This window comes from Parendozoicomonas sp. 2304DJ65-17, assembly GCF_058148445.1.
Map to the genome: position 1 here is coordinate 113452 of NZ_JBYVJV010000004.1, position 21108 is coordinate 134559.

18 protein-coding genes are annotated in these 21108 nt (G+C 49.3%); 3 read left to right on the top strand and 15 right to left on the bottom strand.

The annotated features are described in order from the left end of the window. Both ACY2RR_RS12570 and ACY2RR_RS12575 read right to left on the bottom strand, forming a co-directional pair. A complete protein-coding gene (locus ACY2RR_RS12570) occupies positions 1–489 on the bottom strand; it encodes a SycD/LcrH family type III secretion system chaperone (RefSeq protein ID WP_490108498.1) in 489 nt (162 codons plus the stop codon). A gap of 232 nt (positions 490–721) precedes the next feature. Then, positions 722–1276, bottom strand: coding sequence for a nitroreductase family protein (locus tag ACY2RR_RS12575; protein WP_490108499.1), 555 nt, complete (start codon positions 1274–1276; stop codon positions 722–724). A 133-nt stretch (positions 1277–1409) separates the two neighbouring features. On the opposite strand from ACY2RR_RS12575, the gene ACY2RR_RS12580 reads away from it, so the two are divergent. Beyond that, positions 1410–2816, top strand: coding sequence for an adenylate/guanylate cyclase domain-containing protein (locus tag ACY2RR_RS12580; protein WP_490108500.1), 1407 nt, complete (start codon positions 1410–1412; stop codon positions 2814–2816). Between the two features lie 45 nt (positions 2817–2861). Here the strand turns inward: ACY2RR_RS12580 and queF are convergent, their stop codons facing one another. The 3 genes from queF to ACY2RR_RS12595 form a co-directional block, all read right to left on the bottom strand. Continuing rightward, the gene (gene queF / locus ACY2RR_RS12585; protein ID WP_490108501.1) at positions 2862–3689 is read right to left on the bottom strand and encodes an NADPH-dependent 7-cyano-7-deazaguanine reductase QueF; all 828 of its coding nucleotides are present in this window, start codon (positions 3687–3689) and stop codon (positions 2862–2864) included. A gap of 18 nt (positions 3690–3707) precedes the next feature. Then, positions 3708–4484, bottom strand: a complete 777-nt coding sequence (locus tag ACY2RR_RS12590) for an ABC transporter permease (protein WP_490108502.1) — start codon at positions 4482–4484, stop codon at positions 3708–3710. 81 nt (positions 4485–4565) lie between these two features. Continuing rightward, positions 4566–5477, bottom strand: coding sequence for an ABC transporter ATP-binding protein (locus tag ACY2RR_RS12595; RefSeq protein WP_490108503.1), 912 nt, complete (start codon positions 5475–5477; stop codon positions 4566–4568). A gap of 150 nt (positions 5478–5627) precedes the next feature. Here ACY2RR_RS12595 and ACY2RR_RS12600 point away from each other — a divergent pair, with 150 nt between their 5' ends. Beyond that, a complete protein-coding gene (locus ACY2RR_RS12600) occupies positions 5628–6011 on the top strand; it encodes a PA2817 family protein (RefSeq protein ID WP_490108504.1) in 384 nt (127 codons plus the stop codon). 171 nt (positions 6012–6182) lie between these two features. On the opposite strand, the gene tssH is transcribed toward ACY2RR_RS12600, so the two are convergent. Genes tssH through ACY2RR_RS12650 form a run of 10 tightly spaced genes read right to left on the bottom strand, consistent with a single transcriptional unit; the run spans position 6183 to position 19030 of the window. Beyond that, positions 6183–8819 (bottom strand): type VI secretion system ATPase TssH, encoded by a 2637-nt coding sequence (gene tssH, locus ACY2RR_RS12605; protein ID WP_490108505.1) that lies wholly within the window; start codon positions 8817–8819, stop codon positions 6183–6185. Positions 8820–8866: 47 nt separating this feature from the next. Further along, a complete protein-coding gene (locus ACY2RR_RS12610; protein ID WP_490108506.1) occupies positions 8867–9856 on the bottom strand; it encodes a type VI secretion system baseplate subunit TssG in 990 nt (329 codons plus the stop codon). Continuing rightward, positions 9820–11595, bottom strand: coding sequence for a type VI secretion system baseplate subunit TssF (gene tssF, locus ACY2RR_RS12615; RefSeq protein ID WP_490108507.1), 1776 nt, complete (start codon positions 11593–11595; stop codon positions 9820–9822). The genes ACY2RR_RS12610 and tssF overlap by 37 nt, the downstream gene beginning before the upstream one ends. Continuing rightward, positions 11588–12013, bottom strand: coding sequence for a GPW/gp25 family protein (locus tag ACY2RR_RS12620; RefSeq protein WP_490108508.1), 426 nt, complete (start codon positions 12011–12013; stop codon positions 11588–11590). The genes tssF and ACY2RR_RS12620 overlap by 8 nt, the downstream gene beginning before the upstream one ends. Beyond that, positions 12010–13320 (bottom strand): type VI secretion system contractile sheath domain-containing protein, encoded by a 1311-nt coding sequence (locus tag ACY2RR_RS12625; RefSeq protein WP_490108509.1) that lies wholly within the window; start codon positions 13318–13320, stop codon positions 12010–12012. The genes ACY2RR_RS12620 and ACY2RR_RS12625 overlap by 4 nt, the downstream gene beginning before the upstream one ends. Positions 13321–13334: 14 nt before the next feature. Continuing rightward, positions 13335–14816 carry a type VI secretion system contractile sheath large subunit gene (tssC, locus tag ACY2RR_RS12630; protein WP_490108510.1) on the bottom strand — a complete coding sequence of 494 codons (1482 nt, stop codon included), beginning with the start codon at positions 14814–14816 and terminating at the stop codon, positions 13335–13337. After that, entirely contained in the window at positions 14816–15343 is a 528-nt protein-coding gene (gene tssB, locus ACY2RR_RS12635; protein WP_490108511.1) for a type VI secretion system contractile sheath small subunit, read from the bottom strand. Before tssB ends, tssC begins: the two co-directional genes overlap by 1 nt. Before the next feature lie 46 nt (positions 15344–15389). Then, positions 15390–15923, bottom strand: coding sequence for an Hcp family type VI secretion system effector (locus tag ACY2RR_RS12640; RefSeq protein WP_490108512.1), 534 nt, complete (start codon positions 15921–15923; stop codon positions 15390–15392). A gap of 13 nt (positions 15924–15936) precedes the next feature. Then, on the bottom strand, positions 15937–17421 hold the full coding sequence (locus ACY2RR_RS12645) for a type VI secretion system protein TssA (protein ID WP_490108513.1): 1485 nt from the start codon (positions 17419–17421) through the stop codon (positions 15937–15939). 52 nt (positions 17422–17473) lie between these two features. Next, the gene (locus tag ACY2RR_RS12650; protein ID WP_490108514.1) at positions 17474–19030 is read right to left on the bottom strand and encodes a tetratricopeptide repeat protein; all 1557 of its coding nucleotides are present in this window, start codon (positions 19028–19030) and stop codon (positions 17474–17476) included. Positions 19031–19067: 37 nt separating this feature from the next. Between ACY2RR_RS12650 and ACY2RR_RS12655 the strand changes: the two genes are divergently transcribed. Continuing rightward, complete coding sequence (locus ACY2RR_RS12655; protein WP_490108515.1) at positions 19068–21104, top strand: type VI secretion system Vgr family protein; 2037 nt, start codon at positions 19068–19070, stop codon at positions 21102–21104. Positions 21105–21108: the final 4 nt, after the last annotated feature.

Here is a 21108-nt window from a genome sequence, read left to right on the forward strand (position 1 = left end):
TTATTCTCCTGGAGTTGGTGCCATACGCTCCATCATGGAGTCGGCAATCTTTTTAATGGGCTGGAACTGGGTATCTTTACCCGCTCTTGCGGAAGCAACTAGCAGCGCATCTCTGGCTTTTTCCTTGTCGCCCATGGATTCCCAGGTATGCGCAAGATTCAATGCTGGGCCGGGATCGCTGGGATCCATCTCTGCCGCCAGCTCCAGAATCTGGGCAGCCTGCTCATGTTTGCCAAGCTTCAGGCAGGTCGCCCCAAAGCCAGCCAGAAAACGTGCCTTGGTGTGATCATGAAAACAGAGGTAAAGGAACAGGTCGTGAGCTTCCTGATTACTGCCGCTCTGGTAGTGGCTGTAAGCCAAGGCATATATCGATTCAAGAACGTCATCGGGGATATTCTTAAACTGGGCAATGGTCACGCCATCCTGCAGTTTCCCGAGAAGATGATGATCTCCTCCAAGAGCCCCCAGCACATTTCTGAGCACACTCATAATCCTTTACTCCCATACATCCGGTATCGCGGACTTCCCGCCACATATCAATAAAAGGATACAAGTCGAGAACAGAAAGCCCCCCATCAATTGGGAATCGCACTGAAGAACTGATATTCGCTGAAGCTATATAAACCCAGGAACAGAGAAGAAAAGTGATGATGAAGCCGTTACCTTGACGGCTTCAAAGGGTGAGAGAAAGGTTATACGGACCGACCTATGATTATCTGTCTTACCAGTCCGACAGGAAATCTTCCGGCTTGATAGCCTCTACGGTTTTTCTATTCCCGGCAGGAGTACCAAGGTAAATAAAGCCATAAAGCTTTTCATGGTCAGCCAACCCTAAATCACGGGCAATTGAGGGTTCGTAGCAGATCAGCCCTGTTCGCCACATAGCTCCTATTCCCATCGCATGGGCTGCATTGAGGATATTATTGACAGCGCCTCCCAGCGAGAGAACCTGCTCCACCTCTGGCACTTTCGGATGTTCTTTCGGGGTCAGTACGGGCAATAACAACTCAGGTGCCCGGAGAGGATTCTTCAATAACCTTGCCTGCTGCCCTTCACTAAGCTCAGAATCCCGTTCAAGAACCGCTTTCAGCATAATTTCGCCGAGGGCATGACGGCGATCACCCGCAATCCGTATAAAGCGATAAGGCTGAAGATGAGCATGATCCGGTGCTCGAAAGGCAGCCTGAATCATGGTTTGATACTGTTCTCGGGTTGGTCCCGGCTCTGTTAATGCTGGCACAGAAATCCGTGACAACAAAAGTTCCAGCGCGTCCATACAGCCCCCCAGCGCATATAGAAAATCGCATGATAGCTCTATTAAAGGGCCAGTGGCCAGCCGACCATCGACAGAGACAGAGTAAACCTATAGTCTGTGCGGGTATAAAAAGGTAAGTGGAGCATCGCCATCTATGGCGAACGATACAAATAATAATTCTTCCGATAATTTTCTTAGCCTGCTGTCAGAAGAACCTGGTCCAACAAGAGATCGTATTATCCTGTGGGTTATGACGGTAGCACTTCTGGCTACGTCTTTGTTTCTGGGTATTACCAGCCCAGTCTGTCTGTGGATTTTACCCGCGGCAGTGCTTTACCCTCTGCTCAGCACAAAATTCTTAAAACTGATCAAAAACCCCGCAAGGCAGCATACTGTTACGCTTGCTATAGATACTTTTTTGATCAGTGCTTTTGCTTATTACCTACAGCCTGGCCTGGAAATTTTTGCAGCCTATCTGCTTATGCTGCTGTACCAGGGCATATCTCACTTTGGTTATAAGTTCTCCCTGTTTCAAATAGTCATGATGTTTGCTGGGGGCGGTTCAGCCTGGCTGGTTTATTCTGTGCCCTTGACCCTGGAAGCAAACCCCATTTTAAAAGCCATAGCCTTCTTCTCAACTCTCGCCTTTTTCCTGTATCACGGTTATTTCTTTAGAAGCCGGCAATATCAATACATAGAAAAAGTGGCGGCAGAACGCAAAGAAATGCAGAAGCAGACCTGGCTGACAACAACCATGGCTAATTACCTGTCGCCACAGGTTCGGGAACTGATTTATCGCGGTAAAGACAAGATGCAGCGCGTTGAAACCAGACGACGTCGCCTGACTGTGTTCTTCTCAGATATTGAAGGGTTCACCCAGTTAAGTGATGAACTTGAGCCTGAAGCGCTCTCTACCCTGCTCAATGATTATCTTGATGAAATGTCTCGCATCGCTCTTCGTCATGGCGGCACCATCGACAAATACATAGGCGACAGCATTATGGTGTTCTTTGGCGATCCCACTTCACGAGGGGACCGGCAGAATGCCAGAGCGGCATTGGCCATGGCCATAGAGATGCGCCGCCATATGAAAGTTATGCGCAAGAAATGGCGCAATCAGGGCATCGTTCAAAGCCTGAATATTCGGATGGGTATCAGTACCGGCTACTGCAATGTAGGCAACTTCGGTACCCGAGACCGTATGGATTACACACTGGTTGGTCGCACCGTAAACCTTGCCAGCCGCCTTGAAGCACTTGCCGGTTCTAACGAAATCCTTATATCAGAAGAAACCTATGCACTGATAGAAAACCAAATCATGTGCCGGCGCTCGAAGCCCATTATGATTAAAGGTGTTCAGCAGCCCATGTCGGTTTATCAGGTCATTGATTTCAGGAAAGACCTAGGCGCTAACCCAAGCTGGATTGATGAAGAGCTGCAGGGATTCTCACTTTATATGGATTCAGCAAGACTGGATCCGATTGAACGTAATAAAGCCATTCGCGCACTAAACAAAGCAGCACGACAGCTCAAAGACAGAACCCTAAGCAACGAAGCTTAATCCTATAAATGAGACAGGTAACTTGATTACCTGTCTCATTCATTATTACTGACGAGCCAAGCGCTGGTTCTTATCTTCCAGACCACAGTCACTGCGCCATGGATTAATATCCAGGCCACCCCGTCTTACATAGCGCGCGTAAACTGTTAATTTCTGGGCACCACAGAGTCGTTTAATATCCATAAAAATGCGCTCAACACACTGTTCATGGAAATCCTGGTGCTGGCGGAAAGAACAGATGTATTTCAGTAGTCCTTCCCTGTTTAGCTTTGGCCCGGTGTAATCAATAACCAGCGTACCCCAGTCAGGTTGACCGGTGACCGGACAGTTAGATTTCAAAAGATTGGTATGCAGAGTTTCACTGACAATCTGCTCCTTATCTGACTCCAGAAAGCCTGTTTCCAGCGTATAAGTATCAATAGCCACATCCAGACCATCAATACACTCTCCCGCTACAGGCTCAATGCCCTGCTGCTGAATATCACTGAGACTCTGCAGTCTCACTTCAACAGGCTTTCCAGCTGCAGCCGAAAGATCTCTGGCCATGGTATCCCGTACCACAGAGGACGAAGAGAAGTGGGTCTGGTTAAAAGAGTTCAAATATAGCTTGAAGGATTTGGACTCAATAATATTGGGAGAATTGGCGGGAAGAACAAATATACCGGCCATTACCACAGGTTTGCCTTTACTATCCAGCCAGGACAGTTCGGGACCATTCCAGGTGTCTGTACCGGTAAATGGCAGGCACTGACCATCCAGCTCAAGAGCTTCCCACTTGGGCGCTCGAGGAATGGGGAACAGCAGGTCAGCATCATACTCGCTGATGTACTCGCTGTGCTGGCCAAGGGGGGAATCGTTAACGCTATTACTCATAGATCACACACTCACGGATCAACTTCTCAGTCCTTTACCTTTGTTCAGCAGATGCAGGGATACTGCAAACAGCACGGCCACAGTCACAACCATAATGGCAAACGCCATACCCAAGTCGACTACACCACTGTAGCCCAGCATGCCATAACGGAAAGCATTCACCTGATAAAGTATGGGGTTAATCTGTGACAGGCCACGCCAGAACTCAGGCAGAACAGACACCGAATAAAACACACCGCCCAGATAGGTCAGGGGTGTCAGAACAAAGGTTGGGATAATAGAAACATCATCAAAGCTGTTGGCAAACAGCGCATTAATAAAGCCGCCCAGAGCAAACATCAGTGCTGTGAGCAGCACCGCCAGCAAAGTAATGCCAATGTTGAAGACCTGAAAATCCACGAAAAACAGCGACAGAATTATAACAATAGTCGCGGTCATCAAACCTCTGGAAACACCACCAGCCACATAACCGGCCAGGATAATCCAGTTTGGCACCGGAGAAACCAACAGCTCTTCAACACTCTTCTGGAATTTATTACTGTAAAAACTCGAAGATACATTGGAATAGCTGTTGGTGATCACAGACATCATCACCAGTCCGGGCACCACAAAGGTCATATAATCAAAGCCGCCCATGGTGCCAATACGGGAGCCAATCACATTCCCGAAAATAACGAAGTACAATCCCATGGTAATGGCGGGGGGTAACAACGTCTGAGGCCAGATACGCAAAAAGCGCCGTACCTCTTTAATAAAAATGGTGCAGAAAGCAATCCAGTTCTGATGTATTCCCATCTTTTCTTTGAATTCTCAATACAGGTCTTAAAAGAGCTTTATCAAAGCCTTAACTCGTTATTTATTTGTTGTTCAGCGTGATTAACGCTTGGTCATATCAACAAACAGTTCTTCCAGGCGGTTGGATTTGTTGCGCATACTGACCACATCCACCTGATATTCACTCAGCTGCCGGAACAATCCATTCAACCCCTGGGTTTTATTCACTTCCACTTCCAGAGTGTGATCATCAACACGGCGTACGTCGTATCCGGCAAACCTGGCCTGCTCAGGAACACCCTGCTTCACATCCAGATAGAAACTTTCCCGATCCAACTTCAACAGCAACTCTTTCATGCTGGTGTTTTCGACAATATCCCCTTCGTTAATGATGGCGATATTGCGGCACATCTGTTCAGCTTCTTCGAGATAGTGGGTTGTCAAAATAACGGTTGTACCAGCCTCGTTAATTTCCTGAACAAACTCCCACAGGCTACGGCGTAATTCAATATCAACACCGGCGGTTGGCTCATCAAGAATCAAAAGACGGGGATCATGAATCAAAGCCCGGGCAATCATCAAACGGCGCTTCATACCGCCAGATAACATACGGGATTGGGTATCACGCTTATCCCATAGACCCAGTTGTTTCAAATATTTCTCAGAACGTTTGCGGGCTTCTTTCCCAGCAATGCCGTAATAACCCGCCTGAGTAATCACAACATCCTGGACTTTCTCAAACTGATTGAAATTAAACTCCTGAGGTACAACACCCAGCTGGCACTTGGCTTTCACCAGCTCGCGGTCAATGTCGTAACCAAAAATATCGACAAAGCCGGATGTTTTATTCACCAGCGAGGAAATAATGCCAATGGTTGTCGACTTACCAGCACCGTTTGGCCCCAGCAAGGCAAAGAAATCCCCTGGGCCGACAGTCAAGTCAATGCCCTTCAGGGCTTCGTGACCATTGTCGTAAGTTTTTCGCAAATCGCGAATCGTAAGAGCGTCTGCCATGTCACTCCGATATGACTAAAAACTAATGCAAACCGCGATCTTATAATATTTAGCTTTAAATGATGACTGACTTTTACAGGTTATCCTGTTTGCCCCTATTGACCGAGTACAACAGCTTGTCTAACGTGTGCCGATTTCCGGGTAGATACCATGACCACCGAACATACAGATTCCTTCTCTTTTCATCGGGCACTGCTGGCAGAGTTTGTAGAAAAACTGCCAAAAGCTTTGGCAGAAGTGGTGCAGGAAGAGCAGCAGAAAGAGCTGATAGAGAATTTACATCAGGCCTGCAATGAATTAGATACTGATCAGGCTAATGGTTGGCATTTGGGGCAGAACTGGTTGTTCAGTTTTATTGGCAACCATCCTCAACTAACACCGGTCGTTCCCCGCGATCTGTTATGGTTCTTTGGTGGCGATTGCCTTCACTTCCTCTCAGATGAGGAAATCAGTCGTTTCCAGCAGATTGAAGATCGCGTGGCTGAGGAAGGAGCAAACTGGGCGGATGTTCGCAGACAGGTTATGAATCACTGATTCAATTTTTCTGGCACTAAAACTATTTAACAATGTAGGTCGGGTTAGACGCGCAGCAACGTAACCCGACATTTCAATGTAGAGTACTTTGAGTGTGTTGGGTTACGCTTCGCTAACCACAACCTACGCAACATACAGGTCAGGGCTCGAGAATTAATTCAAGACTATGTATTAAGAAATCTCCGGCACCACTGCATCGGTTTCAGCATCCCAGCAAACTCTAATATTAGAAATATCCTCTCGATCACCCAGCCGGGTAATACAGGCTGTTGCCAGCTGAGGCATCAATTTTCGATTAATGGTATGCTCAATAGCCCGGGCACCAATATTTGGGTCGTCACATAAACTCACCAACCGCTCCAGAACCTCATCTTCCCAGGAAAAGCTGGCTCCATAATGACCTTCAACCCGGCGTGACAGTTTTTTCATGGCCATCCCACCAATGGTTTTTAACTGCTCTTTGGTCAGCGGATAGAATGGAATGGTTTCAATCCTTCCGAGAAAGGCCGGTTTAAAATATTGTTCCAGAGTCGGGCGAATAGTTTTCAGCAAGTCACGTGTAGCAGGCCAGCCTTCATCATCTTCGTCGTCGAGTGGGCAGGCTTCAGCAATATCTCTGGCAGCAGCGTTTGAAGTAAGAATAATCAGTGTGTTGCGAAAGTCGACTTCACGCCCTTCGCTGTCGCTCACACGCCCCTTATCAAAAATACGGTAAAAAATATCATGAACACCCGGATGAGCCTTTTCGAACTCATCCAGCATCAGAATACAGTAAGGGTTTCGGCGAACAGCTTCTGTCAGCACACCACCTTCACCATAACCCACATAACCGGCAGGCGCGCCAAGCAGCATGGAAACTTTATGCTCTTCCTTAAACTCTGACATATTGATGGTGACCATATCCTGCTCACCGGTAAACAATATATCTGCCAGTGCTAAACCCGTTTCTGTTTTGCCGGTTCCGCTGGGGCCACAGAAAAACAACACCCCAATAGGCTTGCTGGGATCAATCAAACCCGCCCTTGCTACCCGCAAACTTTCTGCCACTGCAGAGAGCGCATGCTTCTGGCCAATCACCCGGTTGGATAAACGTTCTTCCAATGTCCGCAGGCGATTCATTTCATCGGAAACAATATTGCCCAGTGGAATGCCCGTCCAAGACGACAGCACATCAGCAATCACCGGTTCTTCCACTACTGCTGGCATTAACCCCCGCTCTCCCTGACAGGCCACCAGTTTTTCCCGGCATTCTCGGTACTGGCCACGCAAAGCCTGATCAACCTTTTCCACACCTTCCGAATATTGCTGATCAATGGATTGCTGTAGCTCGGTCATTTCCGCAACCAGTGTTTTCTCGGTTTCCCACTGGCTTTGCAGCTGCTCCAGCTGAGCACTGATCTCATCCAGCCTTTGCTTCAGTTCAGGCAGTTTTTCATCAGCACCATCAACCACCAGCGCTTCTCTTTCTCTGGAGGCATATTCTTGTTTTAAACGTCGCTGCTCCTGCTCCAAAGATTCAATGTGCTCTGGCCGGGCGTGTCTCCCCAAAGCCACACGGGAACAGGCAGTATCCAATACACTGATGGCTTTGTCGGGCAAGCGTCGTGCAGGCAGATAACGAACTGTAAGATTCACCGCAGCGAGCATAGCTTCTTCCATAACCCGAACACCGTGGTGTTTTTCCAGTGATGCGGCAAGCCCGCGCAATATCTGTACGCAGTCTTCAGAAGTCGGCTCCCCAACCCTGACAACCTGAAAGCGTCGAGCCAGCGCCTGATCCTTTTCCATATACTGGTGATATTCAGTCCAGGTGGTCGCAGCAACTGTTTTAAACTCTCCCCGAGCCAGTGCTGGTTTCAACAAATTGGCCGCATCATGCTGACCACTGGCGCCACCGGCACCAATTAGAGTGTGGGCTTCATCGATAAAGACAATGACAGGTTCAGCAGACTGCTGAACTTCGCGGATGACATCTTTCAGACGGTTCTCAAATTCCCCCTTAATACTGGCCCCGGCCTGCAACAGCGCCAGATCCAGCGTATGAAGATGAACACCTTTCAGCCGATCAGGCACTTCTTCTGCCACTATTGCTTGAGCCAGACCTTCCACAATAGCCGTTTTGCCGGTTCCGGGATCGCCCAACAGCAGAGGGTTGTTTTGCCGTCTGCGGCAGAGAATATCGATGGCTTTGCGAATCTCACTGTGGCGACCAATCACTGGATCAAGTTTGCCAGCTTTGGCCTGAGCGGTCAGATTGATGGTAAAACGTTCCAACGCCCCGCCATCTTCCGCGCCTCTAGGCTCTCCTGCACTCTCACCACCTTGTGCTTTTGTGTCGCTGCTACGAGAAATTCCTGCTGCTGTTTTCTTTAAACCTTCAATAGAGATTTTTTCAAACTCTTCGGTGAGTTTTTCTCCACCCAGCTTTTTGTTTTCCCTATCCAGTTCCGCCAGCAACAAATCAACCGCAGTTATGGACTGCCGGTTATAGTTCACCGAGGCAATGAGCCAGGCATTTTCTGCCAACTCCACCACCGATGATGACAATCCCGGCTGGCGGTCATTCCCAGTACGAAAACGATTGAGTCGGGTAATGAGATCATCATCAAAACGACTTCGATCCAGCTGCATGCCATCAATAATCTGGGCCAGCTCCGAATTACGCTCAGTCAGCAATGCCTTAAACCAGTGTTCAATCTCTATATCATGGTGCCCTCGCCCCATTGCGTCTCCAGCTGCGACTTCCAGTGCCCGGCGCATACTGGTATCCAGTCTGGCAACGAGTTTGGTGAGATTAACCATGAACATAACGACTATTCCTATTCAGAAAGGCAAGTCCCGGTCAGGGAAGAAACTTAGACTCGTAAGCGAATTCGAACGACACCTTCAGGATATCGTTCTGGAGCCAGACATACGCTCTGGCCAAGCTGACACTGTGGTTTCTGGCTACTGATCACCGGACGTTTAAGGAATCGTCGGCGCGCCATCACAAAAACGGCTGAAGGTGTTCTATCGCCAAGATAAAGATTGGTTACTTTTTTTATTGCCCGAGGTAGTTCATCAGAGTCAAGAGTGGAACGTAGCTGCCCTTTATCTCGAGGCATCAGTAACACATCGACACGCCAGCTATCCAAATAACCACTCAAGCCTAATGGTGCCCCACGCCCCAGGCTACAGTTCTTACCCGAGTTCCCAATAACTGCTAAAGCATCCGGATCGATACGATGACGACGCACAGACGCCGCACGGACAATAACCCGCTGGTTAAAGTAGTCACAGAGAATCAGTCGTAACCCTTCGAGGTTACGGCGGCCAAAGCTAAACATACCGGCAAAGCGAAACAGATCACGCTCTTTATTCGAAGACTTCTGACCACCCGGCAGCAAATGCAAAAGCAAATCATCAAGAGGAGGGATGCCACTTAACTGCCCGGATTGTATTTCTGCCTGCGCACAAAGGTCATACTTCACCCTGCTGCGGGCAACACGCTCCAGCCAGGGAGCTTCGAACAGTGCCAGAAACTCCCGCATAGACCGGTCGCCACCTTCCACTTCGGTTGCTAAAGAAGCATCCCGCAGGTAATGAGGCAATACTCCTCTGGGGCCAGTTAAAGCTTCTGCGGCACACTCCACCGTCCAGCCAGAACGAACAGATTCCGCACTCAAAACCTCTTCCCGTGAATACCTTGGTACAGCGCGAACTACAGCTTTTACTGGCTGTTTCTGGCCACTTTTCCGTGCCAACTGACGGAAGATCCGGTAGACCTGTTCCAGCTCAAAACAGGAAGCATCTTCCTGCAGTCGCCGGATTACAGTCCTGCCTGGCGAGCTTGGTGACGACGACACTGGGTATGGACTCCATGCTGTCCCTGGAGAGAAAACTCCAGCTGTAGAAAACTGTCAAAGCCGGCATAGTTAGCCGCAAGACGATCCAGAGTATGGATCAACAAGTACAAAGACGATTCCCGTAAAGGGTCAGGATCTATATATATCCTGATTTTCATACCCCGAGCCAGGCAGTGATAACCCCCGATATGAACAGGCGCAGTTACGGGCTCGATTTTTACTCTTTGTAAAGCCTCAATCCAGGCGTCACCTTCAGCATTCTGGCCGCGCATGTACATACGCAGCAGCAGCCTCAGGCTCTGCTCCGGGTGGCGATCGGCAAAAATATCTTCATAGTTCAGCTGTAAATGTGCCAACAAAGCCCAGGCAGCTTCGTAGCCTGTCGGAGGGAGTTTTTGAGATGTAGGGCTGTTCAGCAAATAAACTTTGCCACTCACCTCAATATTGTCCAGACAGGTTAACTGGGTACCACTTCCCAGCGAGCGGGGAAAGTTGCCATTACTGCACCATGTTTCAATGGCAAATACGCGTCGATCATCCACTACTGGATTGTAATCAATATCAGAAATGGTCAGATAGCTATGCTGTCGCCCCTGAGCATCTCTCCCTCCCACTTCCAACCAGTAAAGCCCAGTATCACTGTCGCCAAACTTTTTCCCGTAAAGTGGGGGAATCGGTTGAGGGATATGACGGGTGATCTCAGTGACCTGATTAATAGACCACACTTCCAGATGCTCACCGGCCATGGCATCAGGGATCACCTTCTCCCGCATACGACCATAATCTATGACCAATGGCTCTGCCTGACAGGGGAAAAGATTCACAACCGGGACACAACCCGTTTTAAAACGATCCCCCCTAACCGCCCGGGATAACTCCGGCGGAGCTTCCCTGAGTAAAAAATAAAGATTCAGTTCACGGCAACCCAGCTGTGCAAGAAGCGGCCTTAGTCCTGAGAGGGTAAAACCCATAAAAGCATCAGAAAATGCCAGCACTTCCATAAGCTGCTGAAAGCCAAAAAAACTAACCGCTGGTTCCGGAAGCAGGGACAGGTTTTCACCAACAGGCTGCAGACAACTGGTATCAAGATACAGCCCTTCACCTGCACTGCCGCCACTGACAATAATGCCGTTCAAAGCGCCACTAATCAGGTCAAACAAGCTGCGCCTGAGAGTTGGCTCACAGTCAAAATGGAAGGTTAACCGATCAAGATTCAGACTGGCGACCTGCAAATCTGAATCAGCACCCGCCAAGCGCAGATGCAGCATGGCAGAGGCTGATGTTCGTGGAGAAAAGTTAAATGGTGCCTGTTCCAGCTCGGCAAACTGTACTTCCAGTGGAGTAAGCTGGATATCCCAAGCGGTGGTAAACGTCAAAGACTGACCATCACTTTTGGCTTCAAAGCGAGTACCTTCCGGGATTCTGGTAACCTGTTTCAGGGTTGGATCGGGTTTGATCACAGCCATTGCCAGGCAAGGCATAGCGCGCAGGTAATGGGGGAAAAGCCGTTTTAACAGTGCTTCAGCTAACTGGGGATAGCTGTCATCAAGGCGTTTCTCCAGTTTCGCATTAAGAAACGCAATACTTTCCAGCAAGCGTTCCATGTGGGGGTCGGCAATATGTTCTCCTGCCATACCCAGCCGGGTTGCCGTGCCTGGATGAGACTCAGCAAACTGCCTTGCCCTTATGCGCAGGTGCTCCAGTTCACGACTGTAATACTGCAGCAGGGAATCACTCACTACCCGTCTCCCTAATATCACAGTTTCCGTCTGTCAGCCGAATATCCGTGGCAAAACCAACAGGTTCATCCTGACCAATCAAGCGAACAGTAATTAATAACTTCAGGGTATCACCCGCTACCTCTTCATCACGGGCTGTACGCACTGATGCTGCAGTAATTCTCTTATCAAAGGTCAGAATGCGCCGGGCCAAATCATCACAGTAACTGTCTATCTGACGGGAATTACGCAGGCGATGAAGATCACCGACCCCAAAATTAAGAATGGAGGATTCCAGGGCTTTAATATTTTCGGAGGGATAAACATCAGTCTGCCGTGCCCCCAGCAGCATAAGGATGGCGATAACCACCGAGTTGCGTTCAGGATCCCCGGAAACCTGCAGAAACTCACCGGTAAAGGCTTCAAGAAATGCCGTCACTTCTGGCCTCCAACCGTTTCGGAAGCCATATCGGTATGAACAACAATTTCAGAGTCCATCTGGTCGTACTGATATTGTGGCTGGAGATAAACGACACAGCGATAACGGCCAACACCTCTTGGATCAAGTTCAAGCCTTACCCGTGCCTGTTTGAGGGGGAAACGAGCCATGATACTGTCTTCACCGTAATCCACATCGCTAACATAGCGTTGCAGCCAGCGGCTCAGGTAACGTTCGCAGTCGCCAACGCTGTCGAACGAACCTATTCGATCCCGCACCAGCACTTTCAGATAGTGAGCAAACCGGCAACCTATCAATGTACTTTGTAAAAGACCATGTATCTGCTCATCGGTACTGTTGCCACAGGCCATTACTGAATTGTTATTGTGAAATGCCAGAGTATCTGACAGATAACGTGTACCAGCCACAAGAAACCCCAACTGATGAAAGGAGTTTTCAAGGTACTCACTTAACCGGATACTGGCGACAGCACGCATAAACAGGTTTGTTGATGATGCCCGGGCACCTGGAGCCACACGACCGCCACCATCAACACCGGCATCACAATTGCGCAGAAAACCAAACCAGTGACATCGGTCGAACTCCCGCATAACAATACAGGCGAATGCCCACCCTGCACCCACCTGTAGTGTATGACTGGAGGATGCATGGCTGCGGTAACAGAACCTCATACTGTCATCCCACTCACAGTGGTACAGCAACATTGGCCAGGCAACACCAAGAAAGGCCGCTTCCCGGGTTTTTCTCAAAAGTTGCCAGCTATGGAAGTCCTCACTGTTAATAACACGTTCCAGTCGCCCGGTAGAAACAAGAAGGCGATCATCGCGGCTGCCAAAAAACTGATCCTGTATAGATACAACAACCGGGCACAAAGCCAGTGCGCCAACGGAGGCCAATATCTGCAATGTGAATAAATCATCTCCAGAAGAAAGAATTCCTCCGGGGTCAGAAGAGGGAAAGTAATCAGCGAGTAAAAGCCCGAATGGCAACCCGCCCGGAGTATTCAATTCTTTTCGTCCAAGACGGTCATAAAGCCACGACCGTTCAATATCAACAGACCGGTTCAGGTTGTCAGACAGCTCATCCCAAGTGCAATGCATGATTTTGAGCAACACCTGCCGGTGATCAATACTCAAATCAATCAGCGACCAAAGCGCCAACCAGCGGCCATGAAGCTCCTTCAGCTGTTTATCCCCGAGAATAACATCCAGCTGCAGGCTAATTTTGTCATCAATATCCGCCACCATTCCCAGAACAATAACGGTAAACCGGTCATAGTCGACCACCCTCCGACTCCTGCTTATCCTGGAATTTCAGCAACCATGCGCAGAGATGTGGTCAACTCCTCCATTTGCAGCCAGGGGCGTAAAAAAGCCACTGCAGAATAACAACCTGGACGCCCTGGTTGCTCAATAACATCGATCCTGGCTTCACGCAGAGGGTGTGTTGCTCTTGCCTCATCACCTATGGCATTGGCATTCACATACTGGCCAATCCAGGCTGTCAGGTATTTCTGTACATCTTCCGGGGTTTTATTAGAACCAATCTGATCCCGGCCGATGACTTTGAGATAATGGGCTATACGACTACTGGCCATAATATAGGGAAGCCGTGCAGAGATAGCGGCATTAGCTGTGGCTGAAGGCTCGGTATAGGTTTTGGGTTTCTGAATTGTCTGCGCCCCCATAAACACACCGAAGTTACTGTTCTTGTAATGAACCAGGGGAAGAAAGCCAAGATCACTTAATTCCTTTTCCCGCTCATCGGTAAGGTTGATTTCAGTTGGGCACTGCTGAACCTTATCGCCAGCATCCGAGGTATAAAGGAAGTTGGGAAGGTTTTCGACCATACCACCATTTTCCTTACCCCGAATAGCAGTACACCACCCAAAGCGGGTAAATGCCTGAGTGGCATTCAGTCCCATCTCCCAGGCAGCATTACTCCAGACAAAATCATCCTGGCCACCAGGTTTAGGATCACCATGGGCATCCAGTTCGAACTCTTCGAAGTCAAAACTTTTGACTGAAGTTGTGCTCTTGCCGTAAGGAAGCCTCGCCATCACTTTCGGCATGGTCATGCATATATAACGGGCGTCATCACTGTTGCGAAGCGCATTCCAGCTGGCATAGGAAGGAGCATCAAAACCAGCAGCGACCGGGCGTCCCTCATTAAACATCTGAAAACTGCTGTATTCAAAAACCTCTGAGCCAGCCCCGGTAATAAACGGCGAGTGACTAGCAGCACATACTTCTCCCATATATCGCAGCAAGGCAACATCTTCTTCAGCGTGACTGAAATAGAAATCGCCAATCATGATGCCATAGGGTTCACCACCAGCCGTTCCAAATTCATGCTGATAGACCTTGTTAAAGAAAAGGCTGCGATCTATGGATGGAGCATCTTCAAACTGGTCAAGCAGTTCATCGCGTTTGGTATCAAATACCCTGACTTTCAAATCCGGGCCAACTTCCGATTCCCGGATGAGCTTGTTTAAACCCCGCCAGCTTCCTTCCAGCTGCCGGAATTCATCGGCATGCATAATAGAAGACAACTGTTTAGAAATAGTTTTATCAATGGCAGCGACGGCCTGCTCAATGGTCTTGGTCAGGTTTTTATCCCAAACTACAGCTCCAGCCATTGCCTGCTCTGTCAGAGCTGACAGCAATTCTTTGGTGGTATCTGCCGGAGTATAACTGGTGGCTGAAATAGCCTGGTCAAGAAAACTGAGTTCTTCTTTGGCTGTCTCTTCACCGGCAGCTACAGCAGCTTTTTCTTCAGCCATTACTCGTCACCTCCCTCTGGGGCGCCTTCACCAATACCGAGTTCTTTCGACAAGTTCCCCAAAGCCTCAGTATCTTTCAGAACATCCTGCAGCAGTTTTTCCAGATCCTTGGAACGATCAGCCTTGCTCAACAGAACCTTGAGATTATTGCGAGTTTCAAGAAGTTTTCGCAGAGGATCTACCTGATTCACAATCTGCTCAGGTTCAAAGTCCTTCATGGTGCGGAACTTCAGATCAACTTGAAGCTCGCTATTACTTTCTTCCTGACTCAGGGTGTTATCAACTTTAAGCGACAACTCAGGCCCAATCCGCCCCATCACATTATTGAAGTTATCCTTATCAATCTGGGTAAATTCCCGTTCATCCATAGGCTGGCGTTTGTCTTCAGGCTTATTGCCGGCAAAATCCCCAATAACCCCAACAACAAAAGGCAGCTCCCGAGTTTCCACGGCACCGTTGGTTTCCACATCGTAAGTAATGCTGACCCGGTTCTTGCGAACACGTTTATGCTGTGAACTGACAGGCATAACTGCCTCCTTGTGTAGACAACAAAAATTTAGGGCTAATTACCGGTTACTTCTTGCCGGAGATCACTTTGCCTGTTGGCAGGTCATAAGCCACAAGACCACCAGCCTCAAGCTTGCCGCCTTCGGCTTCATGCCAGTGCTTCACTTTGATGGTGTTGTAGGCGATGGCCAGACTTTCAAAGGGTGCGGCACCATCACTGCCACTGACGTTGTAAGACACCAGCCGTGCCTTTTCCATTTTGATTTGCAGATACACCTGGGAGCCCTGTCCGGACCGGTCTGGCTTGGTGGAGATCAGATCGATCGTTTTACCCTCATCACCGGGCATGTAGAGGCCAGAAAGTAATTGTTCCGAAGCACCGCAAACCTCTTTGGTCACGGTCATTTCGTTCATGGCCACCATCCCGGAATCCTGGTTCATACCATTACCGATATCCATTCCCACAGAGCGCACTGCCCCCCAGGAAAAACTCTTGATTGCGAACCAGCCCTGTTTGGACATATCGTCGCCACCGGTATATTCCGCAGTCGCACCGCCTTTCACGTCATCAGTACCAATGCGCATATAGAGACTGGCCATGACTACAGGCCTCCTAGATCAGTTGCTGGTTAATATCTCCGGCTAGGCCGGTTGTTGATTCCGGAGGCTGATGATCAGATATGTCATCAGTCATGGAGTCGGAATTTTCGAAAGAGGCGGTATTCTGAGAGCTGGCTGTACTGGGTGGCTCCTCAATATGAGGAGCATTTTCCATCATGCTATCCCATCCTCCAGGCGATGGGCTTGAAGGCGCCGCTCCTGACAAAACTGTTTTTTCCTCTGAGGCTCCAGCCCCTGAAGAGCCTGTAGAAAAATGATAATCAGCTCTTACTGGTACTGGACTGGCACGCATTGCTAACAGCCCCGTCAGGTCATCAACTCTTTCGAGGGCATGCTGATGACCTTTGAGAAGTTCCTGCATAAGCTCGGTAACAGACATCTGCCCCCAGGCCAGTGCCCGGTCTAATAAACAGACGACTGGACTATGAGGTTCAGCCCAGCGAAAATAATCCGCCAGTTTCTGCAATTGCTGGTACGCATCTGCACGACCGCTGACAGCTCCGGTGTGATGCTCAACAACCTGACCATAACCATCTGTCCATGATGACTGGGATTGACTGGTTTCCGGTGCTGCGCTTTCAACAACCCCATTTTCCGAAGCTGTATGGTTTGATCCCGCGTCCACCTGAGTCTGAGCCGACTGCGGTTGCACATTCTCTTCTGGCAGTCCATCAGGCCAATCGGAAACCTGGTCTGCACAGATAAAATCCAGCCAGCGAATCAGGGTTTTAATAAGGTCAGTGAAAGGTTGCATACCACCGGCAGGCCACGCACTGCCACACAGCGTCATCAGCTTCTTATCTATCTCTTGAATCTGCTGCTCTATCCCATAGAACAACTTGACCCGTTCACGTAAACCTTCCGCTTCAGCTTTAAGAGAGGAACTCAGGCTTGCTTTTATGGTGTCAGATTCGCTTTTATGCTCAGCTGCGAGAAAATCTGCCAGTGTCGTTAAACCAACAAGCGGTGCCATACGCACTGGCAAGACCAAAACACCACTGTCATTGCCTTCACCAAACAGCATCCGTAAAAGGGCAACTCTTTTGGTAACGTCAGGAGTTGAATCCTGATCTGATGCTTCGCTGCTTATTGCTCCGGGGTGGCAGTCAAACCAGTACAGTTCAATAAGTTGCAGTAAAACATCCATTGCCACTTTCAGACTCACCCATGGAGTTGAACCAAACAGCTGGCTTTCACATAACCATGAAACTAACTCCAGATCCTTGGTTTTGCCGGTCAACATTTCAATCAACTTGCCAGATAACCCCTCCCAGCTACGGCGGGTTGTCTTGCGCAGCTCATCACGGGCTTCGGCGTCGGGTTCCTGAAGCAGCTGACGAAAACTGGTTTTGGCAGCATTGTATTGATTACGCAGTGGTCGAAACGTACTGCGATCCGCACGAATATCGCACCCGGCAGGCCTTTCGTCTGAGCAAGCCTGCAATAGACTTTCAAGGTCTGTGGGTTCCAGGAACATAGGCGACAGTCGCACTCTCTACAAAACATCAACAAGGCAGAGAGAGCATAGATCAGGCTTTAGGCTTTGCCAGAGAAACCGCTACAGGAGGAGGTTGTCGTGTTATTTCTTCAACAACATTCAGCTGTCTGTAGTTGTCGAAAAGCGTCTGGGCTCTGCTGCGACCGGCTTCACGTTGAGCCTCTGTCATATGGCTGGCAACCAGATCTCTTAAGGTAGCCGCTTCATGAATACCCCAAGCTGCGACAACGGAAAAATTAGACCAGGCAACAATGAGATCCCGGGGCACCCCCTGCCCTACACCATAAATAAGTCCCAGCGCATACAAGCTGTAAAGATCGCCATCCTCTGCTGCACTAAAGAAAAACTGACGTGCCTTTTTAAAATCAACCGGTCCGCCTTCCGGCCCCTGCCAGAAAAGAAATCCGACCAACCTGTTAGCATCAGTACGACCTTTACCTGCAGCATGGTAGAGATTAATCAAAGCCTTATGGGCATTGGGGGAACGCCCAAGCCCCTCGAAATAACAGAGCCCAAGGTTGTAGGTCGCTTTGGCATCCCCAGCTTTGTCACCATATTCAAACCAGCTGGCTGCTGACGTATATTCCTTTTGATTCCAGCGACTGAGACCTAACTGGTTATAGGCTTGGTAAATCCCTTCTCTGGCTGCAAATTTAAGGTAACTTTCGCGGGTATCCAGATCAGTTCCTGTTTTAGACAAAGCTGCCAGATATGCGGCCTGAGAATTATTGGATTCGATCGCGCGTTTCCAGTTGGAAACTGCCGAAGTTTCATCAACTTTTTTGCCAATGCCAAACCAGTCCATCAGGGCAAGGTTTTGCCAGGCATCAACCCTGATATCACGGCTTATATTCGATGCCGTAAGCTTGCTATACCAGTGCCTCGATTTATCAATGTTTTGAACCAGCGCAAACCCATCGCGGTAAAGCCTGGCCAGAGCCACTGGTGCCTGAGGTATATTTTTCTTTGCTGCCAGCAATAACCATTTTTCCAGTGCAACTGGATCAACCTTGCGGGCAGGCCCATCGACAGAGCTGTCTTGCAATAAAGCGCTAGACAATTGCCACGCTGCAAAACCGTCTCCTTTTGATGCCGCCTTGTTAAGCCAAAGTTGCCCACGATCATTTGTTTCAGAATGCAAAACTCCTGTCTGCTGCAGCATACCAACAGAGATCTGAGCAACAATATCGTCGCTAGCCGCCTGCTTATTCAACCATTGCAGCCAATCTTCAGAGGCCGCTCTTATCTGTTCAATATCTTCACGGCTGATATTCAAAGGAAGTAATGGCTTTACCAGTGTCGGTTCCCTCAGCCACACCAACCAGTGACTCCAGGCCACCAGATTACTCTCGCCCTTGTTAACACGCTCTCCACCCAGCGAGTGTTCGGCCAGCGGCGCTCCCGGATACAACAGCGGAACTGTTGCTATCTGCTCTTCGAGCAGAGGTTTTGGCATCACCACCGTTTTGTCGCCTGCGCAGCCGTACAACAGTGCCCCTATGACAAAAACCAACAACAGCTTTTGCCACCATGTTGAAATCACTGCTCCTGTGACTGAAGAAACTGACATCAACACCGGCATGCTCATCTATCCTCTTGCCTGTTAGCAACTTGATCATTCCGCAATGGCTAAAACTGCAGGACAACTGACACAAGATATTCGCCCACTCACAGCCTCTTCAGAAGATGGCCAAGAGTGGATACTGAATCGGCTGATTGTGGATGAATACGTCTGCCAAACCTTTGTGATGGAAGCGGACCTTCTCTACGACCAGCCGGAAGCTCCCGATCTGCTGGGTCAGTCGATGGCCATCAACTATAGACCGGGTCTACAGGGCAGTCGGCAGCAAGCCCGGAATTTTCATGGCATCGTCACAGACATTGCCCTGTTACACAGCCGTGAAGCGGATAATCTGCAGACCTGTCGATTAACCCTGAGGCCATGGCTGCAGCTGCTTGACTTAAGAGACAACTGCCGCATTTTTCAAAGTCAGGACAGTAAGAAAATTATTACCAGCCTTCTCAGCGAACACGACCTGGGTGGAGACTGCTCTTTTAAAAACAGTGGCTCCCCTAAAGAGCGAAACTACTGTGCCCAGTACAACGAGACAGATCTGGTTTTTATCGACCGCCTGCTCCGTGAAGATGGCATGCACTGGTTTTTCCAGCATGAAAGCAATAAACATCAGCTGGTTATTGGTGACAGTAACCAGTCTTTTCAGAAATGTTGTGATGACCTTGAGTATTACCGAGATGCCACAGATCTGGAAAACGCCCTCACCCACTGGCAACCTCATCTACAGTTGCAGATGAATACACAGACCTCTGGCAGTTATATTGACGAGCAAGCCAAAGTTATCAATAGCAGCCCCGCCAATAGTCGTCACAGCTGGAACAGTAATCTCAAGCTTGCAGCTTATCGCTATTCAGGTCATGGCAGAGACCGGGATCAGGCAGCAGAACTGGCTCGTTTTCACATGGAGTCCAAGGACTGTCGCTATCTTCAAATTCACGGTCGTTCGGCAGAACCATCTTTACAGGCAGGCGGTCGTTTTAAACTCGCCCGCCATCCGGATAAAAGCCAGCTTCGGGATTACCTGTTATTATCTGTCAGGCATTGCATTGAAAATACTGAAAAACGACAGGGGGTTGAATACAGCAACCACTTTACCTGTCAGCCTGCAGACTGGCCGTTTCGACCTTCGCCAGCACACCCGGTGCGTATTCCCGGCCTGCAAAGCGCAACGGTTACCGGGCCTGATAACAGTGAAACTCATACCGATGATCAGGGACGGATCATGGTTCGCTTTCACTGGGATCGGGAAGACAACCCTGATGATCATTCCAGTTGCTGGCTAAGAGTGCTTCAGCCAATGGCCGGGGACAGTTTTGGCTGTCATACCCTGCCCCGAGTTGGCCAGGAAGTTCTTGTTGGTTTTTTGAATGGAGAGGCTGACCAGCCAGTTGTTGTCGGATGCCTGTATAACGGTCGCCTGAATACCCCCAACCCTTCTGCTGAAGTCAGTGGTTTTCTTAGTCGCAGCACGCCTGATGCAGGCAGTGACCATGCCAGCGAGTTACGCATTGACGATACCAAAGACAGCGAACTGTTTTATCTGCAGGCGCAAAAAGATATGACCACTCTTGTTCGCAATGACCGGACTATAACTGTAGAAGGGAAAGACACTCTCGAAATAACCAAGGAAACCAGCTGGCAATGCAAAGACCAGTTTCAGCACACCATTGATAAAACCGCAGAAGTAAAATCTACCGATGCCATGACACTGGAAACCAGCGCAACGATGACCTGTAAGGCCAGTCAGGCACTTGAGTGTAAAGCAGGTACCGATGGCAAGTTTGATGCGGGTACCAGCCTGACTCTTTCTGCTCCCTCAATCAGTATTAAAGGGCAAACCAGTATCGAACTCAGTGTCGGTGGGAGCAAAATCAGTATCGGCCCAGCCAGCGTAGAAATCAGTGCGCCACAGGTAACAGTAAAAGGTCAGGCTACAGCTGAAATCAACTCGGTTATGACCACAATTAAAGGGACGGCCAAGGTGGAAGTTTCTGGCACCCTGGCAACCCTGAGCGGCAATGCTATGGCTGAAGTAAAAGCACCGGCTATGGTTCAGATTCAGGGAGGGTTGGCCAAGATAAACTAGGCCT